The sequence below is a fragment of the Rhodanobacter terrae genome, assembly GCF_042657005.1.
Classification (GTDB): domain Bacteria; phylum Pseudomonadota; class Gammaproteobacteria; order Xanthomonadales; family Rhodanobacteraceae; genus Rhodanobacter; species Rhodanobacter terrae.
In genome coordinates this window covers 1-16,745 of record NZ_JBHSNG010000042.1, presented here as the reverse complement: position 1 = coordinate 16,745, position 16,745 = coordinate 1, and the positions used below count along the sequence as shown (strand labels likewise).

At 63.0% G+C, this 16,745-nt stretch carries 19 protein-coding genes; 11 read left to right on the top strand and 8 right to left on the bottom strand.

The annotated features are described in order from the left end of the window. Positions 1–355: 355 nt before the first annotated feature. From ACFPPB_RS19470 to ACFPPB_RS19455, 4 genes are all read left to right on the top strand, one after another. Positions 356–1,144 carry a glycoside hydrolase family 19 protein gene (locus tag ACFPPB_RS19470; protein WP_377330190.1) on the top strand — a complete coding sequence of 263 codons (789 nt, stop codon included), beginning with the start codon at positions 356–358 and terminating at the stop codon, positions 1,142–1,144. 115 nt (positions 1,145–1,259) lie between these two features. Continuing rightward, positions 1,260–1,703, top strand: coding sequence for an XVIPCD domain-containing protein (locus ACFPPB_RS19465; protein ID WP_377330188.1), 444 nt, complete (start codon positions 1,260–1,262; stop codon positions 1,701–1,703). Between the two features lie 221 nt (positions 1,704–1,924). Then, positions 1,925–2,839, top strand: a complete 915-nt coding sequence (locus ACFPPB_RS19460; protein WP_377330187.1) for a M90 family metallopeptidase — start codon at positions 1,925–1,927, stop codon at positions 2,837–2,839. A gap of 333 nt (positions 2,840–3,172) precedes the next feature. Further along, on the top strand, positions 3,173–4,087 hold the full coding sequence (locus ACFPPB_RS19455) for a hypothetical protein (RefSeq protein ID WP_377330185.1): 915 nt from the start codon (positions 3,173–3,175) through the stop codon (positions 4,085–4,087). A gap of 74 nt (positions 4,088–4,161) precedes the next feature. On the opposite strand, the gene ACFPPB_RS19450 is transcribed toward ACFPPB_RS19455, so the two are convergent. The 3 genes from ACFPPB_RS19450 to ACFPPB_RS19440 all read right to left on the bottom strand — a co-directional run bounded on the left by ACFPPB_RS19450 (position 4,162) and on the right by ACFPPB_RS19440 (position 6,032). Next, positions 4,162–4,977 (bottom strand): arginase family protein, encoded by an 816-nt coding sequence (locus ACFPPB_RS19450; RefSeq protein WP_377330183.1) that lies wholly within the window; start codon positions 4,975–4,977, stop codon positions 4,162–4,164. A gap of 53 nt (positions 4,978–5,030) precedes the next feature. Further along, positions 5,031–5,285 (bottom strand): hypothetical protein, encoded by a 255-nt coding sequence (locus tag ACFPPB_RS19445; protein ID WP_184418481.1) that lies wholly within the window; start codon positions 5,283–5,285, stop codon positions 5,031–5,033. 186 nt (positions 5,286–5,471) lie between these two features. Next, entirely contained in the window at positions 5,472–6,032 is a 561-nt protein-coding gene (locus ACFPPB_RS19440) for a nuclear transport factor 2 family protein (protein WP_377330180.1), read from the bottom strand. 61 nt (positions 6,033–6,093) lie between these two features. Between ACFPPB_RS19440 and ACFPPB_RS19435 the strand changes: the two genes are divergently transcribed. The 3 genes from ACFPPB_RS19435 to ACFPPB_RS19425 all read left to right on the top strand — a co-directional run bounded on the left by ACFPPB_RS19435 (position 6,094) and on the right by ACFPPB_RS19425 (position 9,219). Beyond that, positions 6,094–7,254 carry a sensor histidine kinase gene (locus ACFPPB_RS19435; protein WP_377330178.1) on the top strand — a complete coding sequence of 387 codons (1,161 nt, stop codon included), beginning with the start codon at positions 6,094–6,096 and terminating at the stop codon, positions 7,252–7,254. Continuing rightward, positions 7,251–7,889: a response regulator gene (locus ACFPPB_RS19430; protein ID WP_377330176.1), complete on the top strand. Its 639-nt coding sequence runs from the start codon at positions 7,251–7,253 to the stop codon at positions 7,887–7,889. The genes ACFPPB_RS19435 and ACFPPB_RS19430 overlap by 4 nt, the downstream gene beginning before the upstream one ends. Before the next feature lie 304 nt (positions 7,890–8,193). Next, positions 8,194–9,219 carry an alpha/beta hydrolase gene (locus ACFPPB_RS19425; protein WP_377330174.1) on the top strand — a complete coding sequence of 342 codons (1,026 nt, stop codon included), beginning with the start codon at positions 8,194–8,196 and terminating at the stop codon, positions 9,217–9,219. A 349-nt stretch (positions 9,220–9,568) separates the two neighbouring features. Here ACFPPB_RS19425 and ACFPPB_RS19420 read toward each other — a convergent pair whose 3' ends face one another. The 3 genes from ACFPPB_RS19420 to ACFPPB_RS19410 all read right to left on the bottom strand — a co-directional run bounded on the left by ACFPPB_RS19420 (position 9,569) and on the right by ACFPPB_RS19410 (position 11,690). Next, on the bottom strand, positions 9,569–10,360 hold the full coding sequence (locus ACFPPB_RS19420; RefSeq protein ID WP_377330172.1) for a 3-keto-disaccharide hydrolase: 792 nt from the start codon (positions 10,358–10,360) through the stop codon (positions 9,569–9,571). Positions 10,361–10,505: 145 nt separating this feature from the next. Further along, a complete protein-coding gene (locus ACFPPB_RS19415; protein WP_377330170.1) occupies positions 10,506–11,198 on the bottom strand; it encodes a hypothetical protein in 693 nt (230 codons plus the stop codon). Between the two features lie 246 nt (positions 11,199–11,444). Further along, entirely contained in the window at positions 11,445–11,690 is a 246-nt protein-coding gene (locus ACFPPB_RS19410) for a hypothetical protein (RefSeq protein ID WP_377330168.1), read from the bottom strand. 35 nt (positions 11,691–11,725) lie between these two features. Here ACFPPB_RS19410 and ACFPPB_RS19405 point away from each other — a divergent pair, with 35 nt between their 5' ends. Continuing rightward, positions 11,726–12,013, top strand: coding sequence for a helix-turn-helix domain-containing protein (locus ACFPPB_RS19405; protein ID WP_377330166.1), 288 nt, complete (start codon positions 11,726–11,728; stop codon positions 12,011–12,013). Positions 12,014–12,108: 95 nt separating this feature from the next. On the opposite strand, the gene ACFPPB_RS19400 is transcribed toward ACFPPB_RS19405, so the two are convergent. Together ACFPPB_RS19400 and ACFPPB_RS19395 are read right to left on the bottom strand one after the other, a co-directional pair. After that, a complete protein-coding gene (locus tag ACFPPB_RS19400) occupies positions 12,109–12,459 on the bottom strand; it encodes a hypothetical protein (RefSeq protein ID WP_377330164.1) in 351 nt (116 codons plus the stop codon). Between the two features lie 632 nt (positions 12,460–13,091). Continuing rightward, a complete protein-coding gene (locus ACFPPB_RS19395) occupies positions 13,092–13,559 on the bottom strand; it encodes a hypothetical protein (protein ID WP_377330162.1) in 468 nt (155 codons plus the stop codon). Positions 13,560–13,799: 240 nt separating this feature from the next. On the opposite strand from ACFPPB_RS19395, the gene ACFPPB_RS19390 reads away from it, so the two are divergent. The 3 genes from ACFPPB_RS19390 (at position 13,800) to ACFPPB_RS19380 (ending at position 16,676) form a co-directional block, all read left to right on the top strand. Further along, entirely contained in the window at positions 13,800–14,627 is an 828-nt protein-coding gene (locus tag ACFPPB_RS19390; protein WP_377330161.1) for a restriction endonuclease, read from the top strand. A 331-nt stretch (positions 14,628–14,958) separates the two neighbouring features. Continuing rightward, positions 14,959–16,176 (top strand): AAA family ATPase, encoded by a 1,218-nt coding sequence (locus ACFPPB_RS19385; RefSeq protein WP_377330159.1) that lies wholly within the window; start codon positions 14,959–14,961, stop codon positions 16,174–16,176. Further along, complete coding sequence (locus ACFPPB_RS19380; RefSeq protein WP_377330157.1) at positions 16,173–16,676, top strand: RloB domain-containing protein; 504 nt, start codon at positions 16,173–16,175, stop codon at positions 16,674–16,676. Before ACFPPB_RS19385 ends, ACFPPB_RS19380 begins: the two co-directional genes overlap by 4 nt. Positions 16,677–16,745 lie beyond the last annotated feature (69 nt).

Genomic DNA, 16,745 nt, shown 5'->3' with positions numbered 1-16,745 from the left:
TCCGAGTCATCCAACGTCGCGCCTACGGACTGCGCGATGAGGAGTACCTGCGACTGAAAGTGCTCACCTGCATGCTGCCGGAGCTGTGAAATCGCGCGAATCTACCCACACGACTTCACGAAGACCCCAGAAAGATAAGGGCGACAGCACTTTCTACTTCGCGTGGTCGAAGGAAAAGAACGCATGGTATCTGAGACACGCGACAGCTTCGAATCCCGAGGACAGCAGCGTCGTCAACGTCAGCGCGTCATATCCGAAGGATTTCGCGTGGACACCGATGTCGTCCGTCGATCCGGATGCGATGGCCGAGGTTCTCGAGAAGCACGGAAAGACCAGCAAGTAAAAGGAGTTCGCTATGCCACATTTCAACGAAAGTTCCGCCCTTCTGTTCAAGTGCTGTGTCGAAGCGGGCATCGAATCGCCTGCCGAACTCGCCAACATCATGGGCAACGCCTCGGTCGAGACCAACGGCTTCCGTACCATGCACGAACGCCTGGGGTATTCCTCAGTGGACAACGTAGTAGGTGCGGTGAAGAATGCGGCCGTACGTTACACGCGCGACGAGATTCAGGCAGCTGTCGACAGCCACGATCCGAAAGAAGTCGCAAAGGTGCTCTACGAAGGCCGCTCCGACCTGGGCAACAACCCGCCTGGCGATGGCCACAAGTTTCATGGCCGCGGCTATTTTCAGTACACCGGACGCGACAACTACACGACCTTCGGCAATAAGTTCGGCGTCGACCTCGCGAACAATCCCGATCAGGCGGCCGAGCCGGAGATGGCGGCGAAACTCGCCATCGCCTACTGGAAAGACAAGGTCCCCGAGAAGTACCGCGAAGATGCCAAACGTGCGGGTGCCATCATCAACGGCGGCCCAAACGGCGCCAGCGAACGCGTGACGCAATCGAACCTTTGGAAGGGCACGATCACTGCGGAGATGGTGAAAGGCGTCAAGAACGGAACGATCGACCTGAATCAGCTCGCCAACATGGGCGCTGACGAGCACAGCAAATCGCGCCATGAGGCTCGGGTTAAGCCCAAACCCGGCGAGACCATGCGCAAGGGCGACCATGGCGCCGGCGTCGCCGAGCTCCAAACCAAGCTCGACCAGCTATGTATAAGGGCTCTCACGGCGAGAGTCTGACCAATCGCGACCACAACTTCGGACCGATGACGCACGATGCCGTGCAAGCCTTCCAACGTGCGGACACCTGAAAGACGATGGGGTTGTCGGCCCTGCGACGCACAAGGTCATCGACTTGAAATTGCGTGAAACCACGCAAGGTCAGCCTGCATCGACACTCGCCAACGCCACACACCCCGGCAACGCCATGTATCTGCAGGCTCGGGACGCTGTTCATCGCCTGGATGCACAGCAAGGCCGCGTGCCGGATCGGCGCAGCGACAATCTCGCGGCGGCGCTGGCGGTCGCCTCACACAGTCACGGCATGAGTCGGGTCGACCATGTCGTGCTGAGCGATGACGCCAGCCGTGCGTACGCGGTACAGGGCGATACGAGCTCCCTGTTCAAGCGCTACACCGACGTCAACGTGGCCAAGGCGATCGCCACGCCTGTCGCGCAAAGCAGCGTCCAGTGGCCGCACGATATTCAGCAGCCTGCCCCGGCGCAGATCACGCCGCCCATGCAACAGCAGATGCAGAGCCCGCAGCTGGATCAACCGGTGATGCAGCGCTTGCCGTAGAGCTCTCCGCGATCGCCGGAGCGGGACGGAATCTCTTTTGCTACGTGATGCGAAGAGCGCCCCTCACCCCAACCCTCGGCAACGCCGGGGGAGAGGGGGCCGAGCGGCATCACGCGTTACGGCGGCATTCGCTGCCGACTCTGTAGGGAGCGCTCGACGTCGTTTTGCTATTTCGCGAACCCGTTGCCGGGCCGCACGCCTTTGCGTGTCGGCCCCAAACCATGCTGCAAGGAACCCTGGCCCGGTTTGCGGTTGGCCACCGAAGCCAACTATCCCGCAGCGCCGCCCACACCACGATCGGCCGTCCGCGCCAGACCGCCGCGCCCGGAGAAGGTCCGCCCCGCCCTTGCTTTCGCCACGACGCCCTCCACCTCGTGGCGATGTTCGAGAAAATCAGAAGCTGGCGCGTGCGGCGCATCGTGGCCCGGCACCCGATCGCCGAATCGCTCTGGCAAGACGCGCTCGATCGCTGTGCGCCGGCACGTCGGCTGGGCGCTTCCGACCAGGCGGCGCTGCGCGTGCTGGCGACGCTGTTCCTGCAGAGCAAGTCGCTGGAGCCGACCAAGGGGTTGCAGCTCGACGACGCCGACCGCATTTTGCTCGCGGCCCATGCTTGCGTGCCCATCCTGAAACTGGGTCTCGATTGGTACGACGGCTGGTACAGCGTCATTGTGTACCCGGACGCGTTCATTCCGCGCCGCCCGCACATCGATGCCGCGGGGGTGGTTCACCAGACCGACACCGCGATGGCCGGCGAGGCATGGCGGCGTGGGCCGGTGATCCTGTCGTGGGCGGATGTGCTGAATACCGGTAAGAAACCGGGGCACAACGTGGTGATCCACGAAATGGCGCACAAGCTCGACATGCTCAACGGGGACCCCAACGGCTTTCCGCCCCTGCACCGGCGCATGGATGGCCGCGAGTGGTCGCGGGTCTTCACGAGCGCATGGGATCGCCTGCAGGAGGAGCGGCGCAACGGGGTTGAGCTGCCGATGGACCCGTATGCCCTGGAAAGCCCGGCCGAGTTCTTTGCGGTGGCCAGCGAGCAATTCTTCGAGGCACCGGCCAGCTTGCGCCTGCATTTGCCGGAGGTCTATCGGCAGCTCGAACAGTTTTACCGGCAGCATCCGTTCTGACCTGGAGAAAAACGGGACTGAGGAAGTCAGGCGAACCTCGTTCCACTTCCTCCGTACCGGTTTCCGATCCAGGGAACCCTGAATGATAGAACCTGTCTACCGAGGTCGGCCGCAATACGCGCTGACGGCATGCGCAGGTTTCACGTGGGTAATGGGCTTGAATAAGGCAGTGTCATCGAACGTTCCGGGCAGGTCCGACAGCGACAGGAATGGGATCGTGCACGCGGTCTGGCATGGCTCGACAGCGAAACGCGCGAGACCCTGGGTCGCAGGCGCTGGCGACAGCCACCGCTGACGCGCCCGGCGCTGGCGCTCGCGCTGGCTTTGGTCTCGGTGCTGCACGCGCTGTTCGCGCTGGCGCTGTGGTACGAGATGCAGCCTAAGCCGCCGCATCTGGCGGCGGCGCATATCGACATCGATCAGGTGCTGAGGGTGCGTCTGATCGATGATTCCAGCCAGCCTCGCGCCGGGCAGCCACCCGAGCCACTCACGCTGCCCACGTTGGTGCCCCCGCGGCAGACGGTGGCCTCCCGCGTTCGTCCCGCGATGCACGAGAAGCCACGTCGCGACACGATGGTCGTGCAGGATCATGAAGCGCCCCCTGCGCCGGCGGCCTCCGTAGCCACCTCGTCCGCCGTCAGTTTGTTCGCGAAAGATGGGGCGGTGCGACTGCCGCCCATGGCGGAGACCACCTATGCCACAAACAGCGCCAAGGCCAAGCCGGCCAAGCCCGCGGACGATCGCCAGATCATGCAGCACGACAGCAACCGGATGCACTACAAAGCCACCCGCTTCGAAAAATATTTCCCGCCGCCGAACGAGACGGCCGGTGGTGCGGTAGGTCGCCATATAGGCGATGCGATCAAGGCAATCGCCAAAAGCGTCTGCGATCCCACCAAGAAAAGCACCGCTTCCAACCTGCTGTGCGGCGTGCCTCCCCTGCCACCTTCGCCCAAGGACGGCGACGAGCGCCTCAACCTGCCGCCGCCGTCGCTGGCCGACGATCCGAATCCGCCCAAGCCGCCGCCACTGTCGAGCTGTATCGCCGAGTACAAGGCAGACAAGCCACTGTCGTACGGCTGTCCTCTGGACACGCCCGATCTGGCCTTCAAGGCCGAGATGCGTGAATGCATCGATCTGTTCCGTGCCGGCAAGCGCCTCAAGACATGGTGCCCGGTCGATACACCCCAGCGCGCAGCGGCCGAGTCGTCGACGCCGGCGGCTTCCTCGCGTGCGGGCTTGCAATGAGCATCGTCGAAACCTGACCCGATCAGCCGAGCTCGGATCCGGTCGGCTCGTTGAACGGGCACCCGCCAAGCTGATCACTGCTTTATTGCGGCAGCCTCGCATAGCCGTTCGAGGAAGCCACTGCCGTGCCGCGCAGCGCCTTCGTCCGAAGGTGCAAACTCGGTGATCGTCAGACCGACCAGGTCGGCGGCAACGCTGCGCACCAAAGCAAGTCCGGCGTTGAACGGCAGCCTGCCGTCGGGATAGGCAACATGCGGGAATTCAGCAGGATCGAGCGCGTCAAGATCGAAATGAATGTGGATGGGCCCCGAAACAGCCTGCTCGGCGATGCGTTGCCCGGGTTCCAGCCACCTCAGGTCATGGGCTCGCTGGAACGCCCAATCGCCCTCATCGCCGACATGTGCCGAGACATAACGGAATTGCGTCGCTGGCAGCGGTGTCGAAAGCAACGCCTGCAGGCCGACCGGAGCGGAACCCAGGATCGCGGCCACCGGCATGCCGTGGAAATTGCCGCTGGGCGTCGTGTTCACCGTGTTCGCGTCGAGATGCGCGTCCACCCAGATCACGGTGAGGTCCGGATATCGCCGATGCAGGTAGTCGATGACGGCGATATCGCAAGCGCAATCCCCGCCGGCGGTCAAGATGCGCCCGCGCTGCCTCGCATCGAGGATCACCTGGGCCGAACGGAATTGCTCCGCGATCGCCGTCCAGCGCCGGATACCGCCGCTGGCCTCGCCCTCGCCAGCCTCCGGGACACGCTCGAGCGGCCCGTAGTTGCGGCAGACATCGGCCGCGGCCTGCGCGCCCCGGCGCAGGTGTTCCGGGCGTCCTGAGCCTTGCCACTGCGGATAGGACAGCACCAGATCGAAAGGATGATCGACAGCTTGCACGATTTCGCTCCCGGGAACGTCGGATCAGCAAATCAAAGCGGAGCCCGTTCCGTCTATTTTCCAGCCGCCTCGGTCTCCGCCGCTTTCTGCGCGAGTTCCTTGATCTTGAGAACACGCAACTGTTCGGACTTTTTGAGTCCTTCGCGAGCCTCCTTGATCACTTCGTGGGCCAGATTCTGGCTGGTGTGATGGCGCTTCGCGTCGATAGCGGCATCCAGCCGTTGCTGGGCTGCCTTGATCGCTTTGTCGACACGGTAGAGCGGAGCGTGCGGGTTCGTGGTCAGGGGCGGGTCATAGCTTTTCGTCATGGCATTTCTTCGTGATCAGGACGGCACGATAGCCCGGTTGACCCCGCTCCGCTCGTGTAGCGTCGCTACCCGCCAGGACCAGAATCCAAAAATCGAAACGGGTCGCCATTTCGCCGTTTCGAGAGCCCCTTCCCGGGCGGCGAAATGGCGACCCCGGTTTTCGTCCGGTCTTGCAACGCCGAGCGACTAGAGATCCGCACCACTGAAAGCGAACCAGCGGCCATCGTGGAAGGTGTAGCCGTCGACGAAGTGCACCTCCTTCGGGTTGCCCGCCTTGTCGGTCGTCTTGAGGATGGAATGGGCCGTCGCGGAATCGCCGTGGATCACCACGATGGTCTCGAGCTTCGGGACCTCGCGCGCGTCGTCGGCGACCTGCGGGACGCGATCGATCACGTCCTGCCGCGAGCGGACGAGGCCGGATCGGCTGGAGGTCCGGTAGTCGGGCTCCAGGAGGCACGCCAGATATTTCCGGTGGCCGTGGTATTCGGCGGTCAGCCAGGCCTGCTCGATCCGCTGGATCGTCGTGGCATCGCGTTTCTGGTCGGGCGTGGCGATCCCGACACACGCCGCCGCGGACGGGTCGGCGGCGCGGGCCTGGAAAGCGAAAGCGCAAAGGATCATGGTGCCGGCGAACGCGCTGAGGATGGTCCGGCGAAGCAGGGGTGAGCGAAGCATCGTTGTCTCCTCGGTTGATGGTGCGCTCAGCATTGGGCAGATAGGCCGCACCCGATAAGTGAACGCCGTCATGCCCGCCGCCCATGACAAGCGTCATGGGACAGGATCGCGCCCGAGCGTTAATGTCCGGCCCATGCCCTGGCCGCGCACATCGCTCGATCGCATCCGTCTGCTCGTCCAGGCCGCGTGCGTTCTGATGCTGGCGGCGGGCCTGGGACAGGCCCTCGTGACCCGCCTGCTGCGGCCGGAAACCTTTGCTGCCCACCCGCACTGGGACCTCCAGTGGACGGCCGCCTATGGCGTGCTGGTCGCGGCCTATGTCGCGGCCGAGCTGGACGGCAGCCCGGGCCTGACGCGGCGCAAGGCCGCCCTGTTCTTCCTCGAGGGCTTCGCCGCCCAGTACCTGGTGTGGCTCTACCCGAGCTTCCTGGTGACCAGCATGATCGTGGTGATCGCCTGGCAGGTAGCCTGGATCGCTTCCCTGCGCACGGCGCTGCTGGCGGCGGCCGCCCTGGCCACGGCCCTGGTCGCCCAGAAGTGCGCGGTCGGCGGACAGGGCATGTCGGCGGTGATCCTGGTCTCGAGCTGTGGCTTCCAGCTCTTCGCCATCAGCGCCGCCCACCTCGCCCGCAGCGAGGCCGTGGCGCACGAGCGCCTGGCCCGCGCAAACGCCGAGCTGACCGGCACCCAGGCCCTGCTGACCGAGAGCGCCCGCATGGGCGAGCGGCTGCGCATTTCGCGCGACCTGCACGACGTGCTGGGCCACCATCTCACCAGTTTGCACGTGCACCTCGATGTGGCCGCACGGCTGGCGGAGGGCCAGGTGGCGTCGCATCTCGGCCAGGCGCGCGAAATCGCCGGCGAGCTGCTGGCCGAAGTGCGCAAGGTCGTGAGCCAGGTGCGCGTCCAGCCGGTGGACTTGCAGGCGACCCTGCTGGCGTTGGCCGAAGGGGCGGCCGACCTCGACGTTCGGCTCGTCCTGCCCGATGCGCTCGGCGCGCTGGACGCGCCTCGGGCGGACGCCCTCTTGCGGTGCGTGCAGGAGCTGATCACCAATACCCGGCGGCACGCGGGTGCACGTCAGCTCAGGATAGAGCTCGCGCAGGCACCGAACGGGGAGGTCCGGCTGACGGCCAAGGACGACGGCGTCGGAGCAGACGTTACCGAAGGCCAGGGCCTGGCCGGCATGCGCGAACGGTTCGAGGCCCTGGGTGGCTGGCTGGCGGTATTCAGCCACAGCGGCGAGGGTTTCCAGGTCAGCGGCGCGATTCCGCCCGTGGGCGCGCGGCCGTGATCCGCGTCTGCATAGCCGACGACCAGGCGCTGATCCGCAGTGGCCTCAAGGCCTTGCTGGCGCTGTTCGAGGGCATCGTCGTCTGTACCGAGGCCGCCGACGGCGAGGCCGCGGTCGCAGCCGTCATTAGCGACCGGCCGGACGTCCTGCTGCTGGACGTGCGCATGCCCAAGCTGACCGGCGTCGAGGTCGTCGAGACCCTCGCCGCGCGAGGTGTCCTCCCACCCACGCTATTGCTCACGACCTTCGAGGACGATGCGGCCCTGGTGGCCGGCGTGCGGGCCGGCGCGCGCGGCTTCCTGCTCAAGGCCGTCACCGCCGAGACCCTGGTGGAGGCGATCCGCACGGTCGCCGGCGGCGGCGCGTATCTGTTCGCCCCGCTGGCGGAAGGCCTGGACGCTGCCCGCACCGGCGCCTGGCGCGACGACGCGTTCGAGACGCCCGACGCGCTCACGCCGCGCGAGCGCGAGGTCCTGAAGCTGATGACCAGCGGCATCTCCAACGGCGAGATCGCCGAGGCGCTGCGCCTCAGCGAAGGCACCGTGCGCAACCACGTCTCCAGCATTCTGTCGAAGCTCGGCGTGAGCGACCGCACCCGTGCGGTGCTCCGGGCGCTGGAACGACGGCTCGTCTGATCGGACTCGGCGACGTTCGAGGTTATCGCCCAGAGCCGGCAGCGTCCGTTCTTGTTCGAGCCTCTGCTCGTCGACCTGATCGAGAATATCCCCCACGCAAGCGCCGCGTTGAAGATGGCCAAGGCTGGCCGGCGCGAGGGACGAGGCCTAATTAGCCACGTCTCCTTTTATGGCATGCATCACGGGCGCCAAGGGATACGTTTCTCGGGTGCAAGGTCAAACTCCTTGAACTTCTTCCGCCGTATCCAGTCGATGGACTGGCCTGCCCGGCGTCCCCGCCCGGGCCATCGACGGGAGAAACCTCTTGAACAGGAAGTACCTGAAAGCAGGCAGCGCCCTTTTACTGGCCGTGATCCTTGGCCAAGCCCAGGCCGCCGAAGCCGGCCACGCTGCCACGCCGCAGCGCATGCCGGACAGCTATGCGCATGCGGCGACGTTGGTCGAGCTCGGCCATGGCCGCTACCTCAACCTGCGCTGCTCGGGAAGCGGACCGCAGACCGTGATGCTGGAGGCCGGCGCGGTCGCCGATTCCTCCACCTGGTTCAAGGTGCAGCCGCTGCTGGCCGCCCACGCGCGGGTCTGCGCGTATGACCGGGCCGGCTTCGGCTTCAGCAGCGAGGGGCCGTTGCCGCGGGATCTCGCCGCCGACGTGTCGGACCTGCACGCGCTGATCCACCGTGCCGGCCTCGACACCCCACTGGTGATGGTGGGGCATTCGCTGGGCAGCAATATCGTGCGCCAGTATGCGAGCCAGTACCCGGCCGAGGTCGGCGTGATGGTTCTGGTCGACCCTCCCGCTCAGGATATTGGCCGGTTTGCGCCCGCCTGGCAGAAGGAGGAGGAGACGCTGTCGGTGCAACGGTTCGCGTTTCTTCACCGCTGCGAAGCGGCCGCCGAAAAGCATCAACTACCGTCCACCGACCCGGCACTGAGCCACTGCCTCGGCGGGGCCGATCCGCTCGCCAGCGCCAAGCTCAACGCGGTGAACCTGGCCCACAAGTCGAAGCCGGCGTTCTGGCACACCGTGTTGTCGGTACTCCAGGACAACGCCCGGCTGTTCGAGCAGCCGGTGCCAGCGCACGAAACCCACGGCTCGACGCCCCTGATCGTGCTGTCCGCCGCCAACACCTATGCCGACGCCCAGCCCCGCGACCGCAAGGGGCTGGAACAAGCCCGCGCCCGCACGCAGGCGCAGATCGTCGCCACCTCCTCGCGCGGTACCCTGGTGCGTGTACCGGATACCTCGCACGACATGCAGACCGATCAGCCGGAAGCGGTGGCCAAGGCGGTGAGGCAAGCCTTGCAGATAGCACGGCACATCCCGGGGTGAGGGCTGTGAATGCGGCGCGGGCTCGAATGCCCGGCAGTCGTCTCGCGCTGCCGATACAAGCAAGCGCTTTCAGGCCATGGCGTAAAAGACGCTTGGTCGCCCCGTAAGATTGCGACGCCCAGGGCGGCAAACCAAGCCCGGCGGCATTTCAAGGATGGCCTGAATAAGTCCACTGCGGTCTGGAGAAGGGCGCCTCCTGTGGGAGCGACTTCAGTCGCGATCGCGTAGCAGTGCGCTGCGCCGCCTGATTGTGCATCGAGCCGCTGCAACGCCGGGATGCTGCAGGCCGCTGCCGCGGCCATCGCGACTGAAGTCGCTCCCACAATCTCGACGACGAGCAGAAGCTTGTTCAGACGTTCCTTAACTTCCTCCGTTCCGGTTTCCAGAGCGGCTTGATGCGAATGTCGCGAAACCACAGATGGATCGGTTGACCACTCAGTCCCTTGTCCTCTGTCCCCTGCAGCGCGATATGACCCTGGTGGAAACGGGCGAAGTTGGGCCAGTGCGCGAATTTGGTCTGCGCGACGCGGGCATGCCAGGCGCCATCCCACAGCGTGGTATCTACGGTGGTGCGGCCGTTCTGCACAAACTGCACGTGACCGTGGTCGACGCGGATCTCGATCTGGTTCCATTGCCCGGCCTCTCGCACCGACTCGTACGGTGCGGCGTACAGATCGAACATGTCGCCCGAACGTTCATACAACACCCGGCTGTCGGGCACTGTGCAGGCGAGGTCGGCGATCTGCATCTCCACCCCGCTCTGGAACGAATAGGTATCGGCCGGCGTCTCGTGCACGTTGAACAGCACGCCGGAATCGGCGCACGGGCTCATCTTCCATTCCAGCTTGAGGTCGTAGTTCGCGTAGCTGGCATCGGTGATCAGATCCTGGAAGTCCTTCAGGTCGCCGTCGTGCCCCCGTTCCAGACGGATCGCCCCGTCCACCACCGACCAGTCCGTGCCCGTGCCCTTCTGGTTGTAGCCATGCCAGCCCTTCAGGCTATGGCCATCGAACAGAAGCTGCCAGCCTTCGGCACGTTCTTGCGCCGACAGCGCATTGTGCGACTGCGCCCACAGCGGCGTGGCGAACAGTGTCGCCAGCGCCAGCACCATGGCGGATCCGGAAAAATGGCGTAGCGTCATGACAGCCTCTTCTCGAGCGCGCACGGACTCTCCCGCGCACCATAGCCCGACTTTAGCGTTCTGGCGCTTTCGCGCAAGAGCATCGCCCTGGACTTCATCTCCAATCATAGGGGACGGAGGTCAGAACCCTTCCTGCTATGGACTGTCAATGCATCCACGGTGAGCCATCGCACTCGTCGAGGCTGCCGTCTTGCTTGAAGGCGATATGACCCGGCGGACACGTCTTGCCGTCCAGGACGATCTTGTCGGCAAGCATGGCTTGCTTCAGATGGCCATTTGGCCAGTACTCGACATCGAACCCGTAGCTTCGATTGCTCGGCGCCAGGCGAACTTTACGATCAACCGAGCCAGCGGCGATGCATGCCTGCTTGATACGCCCGTCGGCTTGGAATTCAATGGGTCCCGGGGACACGTGCAAGCCGCTCGCTTCAAAACCCTTTGCCAACTCGCCACGCCTGATCCCGCCCGAAGGATGGAATTCGATCCAGGTATTTCCCGCAAACACTTTTCCGCGGATACGAATCGGATCGCCTCGGACGCTGATCATCTCCGAAAGCCGGCCCTGCACATCAAAGTCGACCTGGGTTTCTGCAGGAAGATGGATGCCGCGAAAGCGTTGACCGGGTACCGAAGAGAATTCGGACAAATGAGGTGGCTTGCCGCCAACCGAGCCCACCGTCACATAGGTACCTCTCTTCAACCAAACATCATCTACCTCGTGATCCTCATGTAGGACGACCACACCCGTGGCTTCCCCATTGCTGTTGAGGACTTGCACTTCGGTACCCGCCGGAAACCGAAAGCCTTGGACGGTTTGCGCCGACGTGAGCGTCTTCATGTGGCCCGGGAAAACTATTTGCGTAGCCCTCGCGACCGGGGCGCAAAAACACAGGACTGCCCATATCGTCCACGCCACCAGCCAGCTACTTATCGTCTTCGCGCATACACCTTCCATTGCCGCCCCCTGGTATGTGGATCCATCTGCGAAGGCAATTATCCCGATTTCATCGCCTGCGTCGCCCGAGGTACGCATCACCTCAGGGCGACTTGCGGAGAAAGCGCACTCCGACCTGAGGCCTGGTCATCAAGGAGCAGCCGCTGATGCTTGCTTTTGTTCAAGCCTCTGCTCGTTGACCTGATCGAGAATATCCCGCAGAGCAAGCGCCGAGTCGAGGATGGCCTCCCCCAGCGTCGACACGTTCTGGGGCTGCAGGTACGACATATCGCAGAACGTCATCGCGTCTCCATTGGCAGTGATCGTCCGCAGTAGAGTGCTCAGCTCGTCGATCTGGTCGATGGTGACTCCGAAAACAAGGTGTTCGTGCGTCATGGGGGGCGATACGCCAGCCTTTAAAGATCGCCGTCATGCCTTCCAAGTCGATATACAAGAACGAGCACTCGATGCAGTTGCGTCATCTGCGCGCACTTCGCACTACGGTCGGCCTGCCCCAAGTCGAGCTGAGCGCGGTACTGCAGCGTCCCCAGTCCTATGTCAGCGATGTCGAACGTGGCTCACGCCGGATGGACTTGCTGCAGTTGCGCGAACTCTGCGACGCTTGCGGACAATCACTGACCGAATTCGTCGATGAATTCGAACAAGAGCTGGGACAAGTAAAACCCACTCGAAAGCCGCCAAAGCGACCGTCCCGATAAGTGAACCCGACCCCGCCCTGGAGTCACCACGTCAGCCGCCACGAACCCTGCTTGTAACGGCCTCTGATCGGTTGGTTCCCTGCATAGGGAGACGGTCAGATGGTCCAGGCCCAATCGATCGGGTAGTTGAAAATCGGGGTGAATGTCACGCCGACCGCCTCCATGTCCCTGCGCCCATCGACCACCATCTCCTTCAGCCGGTCTAGCTGCGCCGCATGCTCGTCGGAGTCCCAGACACTGACTTGCACGATCGAGCCCTTCGGCGAGACGCCCGCATAAAAGTGAATGAGCCCCGACAGCCGCCTGATGGCCGGGATGATGTACTCCGAGGTCTTCTTGCTCGCGGCGTCGACCTCGGCGAACCGGCTCGGATCGAAGCTGGCGCGCGAGACGCGGACGACGGCGGTTGTTGGCAACGACTCGGTCACGGTGATTCTTTCTGTCATGGCGATCCTTTATGTATGAGTGCGATATTTATAAGTCATCCTGACCCGTTTCGGTCCCTTGGCAGGACACCGGGACGGCTTCCGTGGCTGGTCGAAACCCGGATCCAGCGCGTCGCTTGGGCCCGGTCCGCCCATCGCCAACCGCGCAGCGCGTGAGCCGTCAGCAGATGAACCCGATCCCGTTGCTGCTTACACACAAAATTTCTGACCTACCGCAGCAACGGATTCCAGCGAGACCCACTGGCCGTTGAGGCCAGAACCCTCATCGATGAGGCTCGTCCCTCTCGACGATGCGTCGCATCGACTCACGCATGAGGCTCCGGCATGTCATCGATGAGGCAAATCGGCTCAGTGATGAGTGAAAAGGACTCAGGCGCGAGTGTGCGGAGCCTCATCATGGAGTATCCGCGGCCTCATGCCTGAGTCGGTCCGGCTCAACGTTGAGGCAAAAACACTCGACATTGAGCCGGCGGGCGTCAGCGATGAGCTGCCATCGCCTTGGCGATGACAACCAAAGACTCAACCGGCACAAAAAAGGCCTGACGGGTCGCCGGGGTGGCGGGCCGCGTCAGGCCAGGTGGTGCAGCCGTGCGTGACGATCACCGGGGTGAGCAGCACGCCGGCGGGCGCGCTCAGGCCGCCGGGACTTCGGCGACGCGGCGGCTCTTGGCGAAGCGGCTGGACAGCTCCTGTCGCAGGCCGTCCAGGCCCTGGTTCTTGCCGGACACCTTGAGCAGGCCGTAACCCTCCAGCGCGGTGCTCATGATGTCGCTGCCCAGCGCCGTCTCCGTATCCTCGCCCCGCTCCACCAGCTGTTTCATCCGCTGCAGGCGCGGGCGCAACGCGTCCAGCGCGGCCACGTCCTGCTGCGCCTCGGCCAGGCCCAGGCTGGGCGGCACGATCTGCGGGTTGTTGGTCAGCACGTGGAGCGTCTGCCGGCCGAACTGCTCCGACTTCTCGCCCATCTTGTACAACTCGCGCCGCTGCGACGGCTGCAAGGCAACGAGGCCGGACAGGTTCTGCTCCAGCGTGGCCAGCGCGCCATCAATGGCGGTCAACTGGTCGGCGCTCAACACCAGCGAAATGAGGTTCTGCGACATGCGGCAATCTCCGTTTGCGGGAAAGAAAATGGCCCGGTCGCGCTGAGCTATCAGGGGGTAACCGCGCGACCGGGCCGGGACGCCCCGGCCGATGGATAGGCATCGGCCGAGGCGCGGAAACGATGCCAGAGCTGGCATCGCTGGGCAGTCAGGAGAAACATTGCCGCCGTGTAGTGTTTCGCTGATGTATGGTGCGAAGCGAACGGAGTGGTATCGGGTATCGCCGGACTCGGGGGAGCAATGGCGAAGCGCAAGCAAGGTGGGCTTGAACAGATTGCCGGTATGCCATGGCCCGTTGGCGTTGTCCTCGGCATCATCGCCTTTGTCGTGGTTCGCTACGGCATTGGCTGGTTTCTTACGTCCAGCAGCAATCCCATTCTTCATGCCATGGGCAAACCCATATCGGCAGGCTCTTGGGCACCCATTGCATGGTTGGTTCTCGGCATCTGCTGGCTCGGCGCCCTGCTCTCGTACATCGGTGGCCGCAAGCGCAAACATCTTCTCGACACACAAACCGGGCTCGACAGCCTGCGCGCGATGAGCTGGCGCCAGTTCGAGATGCTGGTGGGCGAGGCATTCCGTCGTCAGGGCTACACGATCCAGGAAACCGGGCCTGGCGCGGATGGCGGCATCGACCTGATCCTGCGCAAGGACGGCAAGACCACGCTCGTGCAATGCAAGCAATGGAAGACACAGCGCGTCGACGTCAAGGTCGTGCGGGAAATGTTTGGTCTGCTGGCACATCACGGCGCCGCTGCAGTGAAGATCGTCGCGGTGGGTAACTACACCGCGGACGCGCAACGCTTTGCGCAAGGCAAAGCGATTGAGCTAATTCATGGTGAGACGTTGCTTGCGATGGTGTGCGAAGTTCAGTCGCCGACTCCAGCCAAAGCGGCGACGGCACCGACAAAACTCGTCGTTACGGCCGCGCCGGACCCGGCACCTTCATCGAATCCAATCTGTCCGAAGTGCGGCGCCGATATGATTCAGCGGTCGAATCGTCAAACCAAAGATCACTTCTGGGGTTGCACGAAGTATCCGGCTTGCCGTGGCACCAGAGCGGCTTGATCAATCAAAGCGGGTCAGAGCCCGCTCCTGAAGCCTCCTTGTTCCATTGCGAGTGATCTGCGGCACGGACACTGGCGCAACGACTGATCGTCGCTTCGATCTCGCGCTGGAATCGAAGCGTGCCCAGCGCCCGTTGCTGTTGCACGTACGCACGAATCGCGGCCAGGCGATCATCGCCCCGGCGGCGAAATGGTGACCCCGTTTTGGCCGCCGTTTTGGTCAGGACCCTGTTTTTCGCACAAATTTTTGCCGTTAAATTTGAAATTAGACATAATTTTGTCTTAGTATCAACTTTACGACCAAATTTCGGCTCTATTGGACGAGTCCAACCATGCTTCACTCCTTTGCGTTCAAGAACTTCCTCAGCTTCAGGGAGCGCACCGAGGTGTCTTTCGGCCTGACCAAGAAGGCCGGTGCGCACGGCTGGGATGCCACATCGCCAGCCGGCCAGCGACTTGCCACAGCGATGGCCGTGGTCGGCGCCAATGGCGCAGGCAAGACCTCTTTGATCAAGCCGTTGGCGTTCCTAAACTGGTTCATCACCCATTCGTTCCTGCAAAGCCAGCCGACTGCCCAGATCCCGATCAAACCGCACTTCTCTTCACCAAACGATCCGGTCGAGTTCGAGGTTGAGGTCGATGACATCAGCGGCACGCTGTGGCGCTATGAGTTGAAGGCCACGCCCGAGCGCGTTTTGCACGAAGCCGTCTACAAACGCCCGAAAAAAAAGAGCGCGAAGTTTTCCTATGTGTTCGTCCGTCAGTGGAACGAAGCGGCAAAGGAATACTCAATCAAGCAGGATGGCTTCGACCTGAACCCCACCGAGGCGAAAAAGGTTCGCCCCAACGCCTCGCTAATTTCGACGGCAGCACAGTATGGCGTCGAAATTGCGCAACACCTGATTGGTACGCATGTCGCAACCAATATCTTGCAGGCCGGCCGTGTCGACCCAAACGTCGGTTTCCTGAATGCATCCATCTTCTTTTTCGACAACGCGGCGTTGAAGGAGCAAATGGAAACCTTGTTGCGGAATCTTGATTTCGGTCTGTCTGGCGTGGAGATCCGGAAGCTGGATTTTCCTGCACCGCTGGAAATCAAGCTTCCGGAAGGCGTGAAGTTACCGCCGCAATATCTGGCTCTCGGCGTCCACACCTTGAAGGACGGTTCAAGGCACGAACTGCATATGACGGAAGAATCCAGCGGCACGCGGACTGCGTTCGTGCAACTCTGGTATTTGTTGAGCGTGTTGGCCACCGGTGGCATCGCCGTCATCGACGAACTGGAAAGCGATATGCACCCACACATGATCGAGCCCTTGCTCGATCTATTTTCCAGCCCAAACACCAATCCGCACAGTGCGCAGATCGTCTTTACCAGTCATTCGATAGAAGTGATGAGCTTGCTCGGCAAATCGCAAGTGATCTTGGTGGAAAAGAACGATTGCGAGAGCGAAGCTTGGCGCTTGGACACGATGGAGGGTGTGCGCAGCCAGGACAACCTGTATGCGAAATACATGAGTGGCGCCTATGGAGCAGTGCCCCAACTATGACACCGCGGCCACCCGTCAAAACGCGCACCGTCAAGGAAACCCTGCTCATCGTCGGAGAAGGAGAAGCCGATATCGCTTTCGTCCGCTTTGTGAAGCGGATGTATGCCGATTCGCTGGGACGGGCCGTTCAAGAGCACAATGCGAGAGGCAAGGGCGGCAAGAACGTATTGGAAACAGCGCTCCGCAGAGCGAACAACAATCGAGCGTACGACAAAGTGGTTTTGCTGCTGGATACCGATACGGACTGGGACGACGCATGTCGCGCCAAGGCGCGGAAGAGCCGCATTGGAAATCGGGGACGGTTGGATGTCATCGAATCCGATCCCTGCCTTGAGGCGTGGCTCTTGAAAATCCTTGGTATCGAAACTGAGGGCGACACCCGGCACATGAAGCGGGAATTCAAGCGGCACACGCTATGCGAAGCACATGAACCCGAATGGATGTGTCGACTCCCCGTAAATCAGTGCCACGCTAAATCAGAGGTCGCCGGATCGTTTTGAATCCGAAACTCGGCGGGCGTCAGCCCGTCGAGGCTGTCGTGAGGGATCTCGTTGTTGTAGTCGGCAACC

Coding starts and splice junctions, on each gene's coding strand:
- ACFPPB_RS19470 (WP_377330190.1), top strand. CDS start 356: ATGCCACATTTCAACGAAAGTTCCGCCCTTCTGTTCAAGTGCTGTGTC.
- ACFPPB_RS19460 (WP_377330187.1), top strand. CDS start 1,925: ATGCTGCAAGGAACCCTGGCCCGGTTTGCGGTTGGCCACCGAAGCCAA.
- ACFPPB_RS19445 (WP_184418481.1), bottom strand. CDS start 5,285: ATGACGAAAAGCTATGACCCGCCCCTGACCACGAACCCGCACGCTCCG.
- ACFPPB_RS19440 (WP_377330180.1), bottom strand. CDS start 6,032: ATGACGGCGTTCACTTATCGGGTGCGGCCTATCTGCCCAATGCTGAGC.
- ACFPPB_RS19435 (WP_377330178.1), top strand. CDS start 6,094: ATGCCCTGGCCGCGCACATCGCTCGATCGCATCCGTCTGCTCGTCCAG.
- ACFPPB_RS19420 (WP_377330172.1), bottom strand. CDS start 10,360: ATGACGCTACGCCATTTTTCCGGATCCGCCATGGTGCTGGCGCTGGCG.
- ACFPPB_RS19415 (WP_377330170.1), bottom strand. CDS start 11,198: ATGAAGACGCTCACGTCGGCGCAAACCGTCCAAGGCTTTCGGTTTCCG.
- ACFPPB_RS19410 (WP_377330168.1), bottom strand. CDS start 11,690: ATGACGCACGAACACCTTGTTTTCGGAGTCACCATCGACCAGATCGAC.
- ACFPPB_RS19405 (WP_377330166.1), top strand. CDS start 11,726: ATGCCTTCCAAGTCGATATACAAGAACGAGCACTCGATGCAGTTGCGT.
- ACFPPB_RS19400 (WP_377330164.1), bottom strand. CDS start 12,459: ATGACAGAAAGAATCACCGTGACCGAGTCGTTGCCAACAACCGCCGTC.
- ACFPPB_RS19395 (WP_377330162.1), bottom strand. CDS start 13,559: ATGTCGCAGAACCTCATTTCGCTGGTGTTGAGCGCCGACCAGTTGACC.
- ACFPPB_RS19390 (WP_377330161.1), top strand. CDS start 13,800: ATGGCGAAGCGCAAGCAAGGTGGGCTTGAACAGATTGCCGGTATGCCA.
- ACFPPB_RS19385 (WP_377330159.1), top strand. CDS start 14,959: ATGCTTCACTCCTTTGCGTTCAAGAACTTCCTCAGCTTCAGGGAGCGC.
- ACFPPB_RS19380 (WP_377330157.1), top strand. CDS start 16,173: ATGACACCGCGGCCACCCGTCAAAACGCGCACCGTCAAGGAAACCCTG.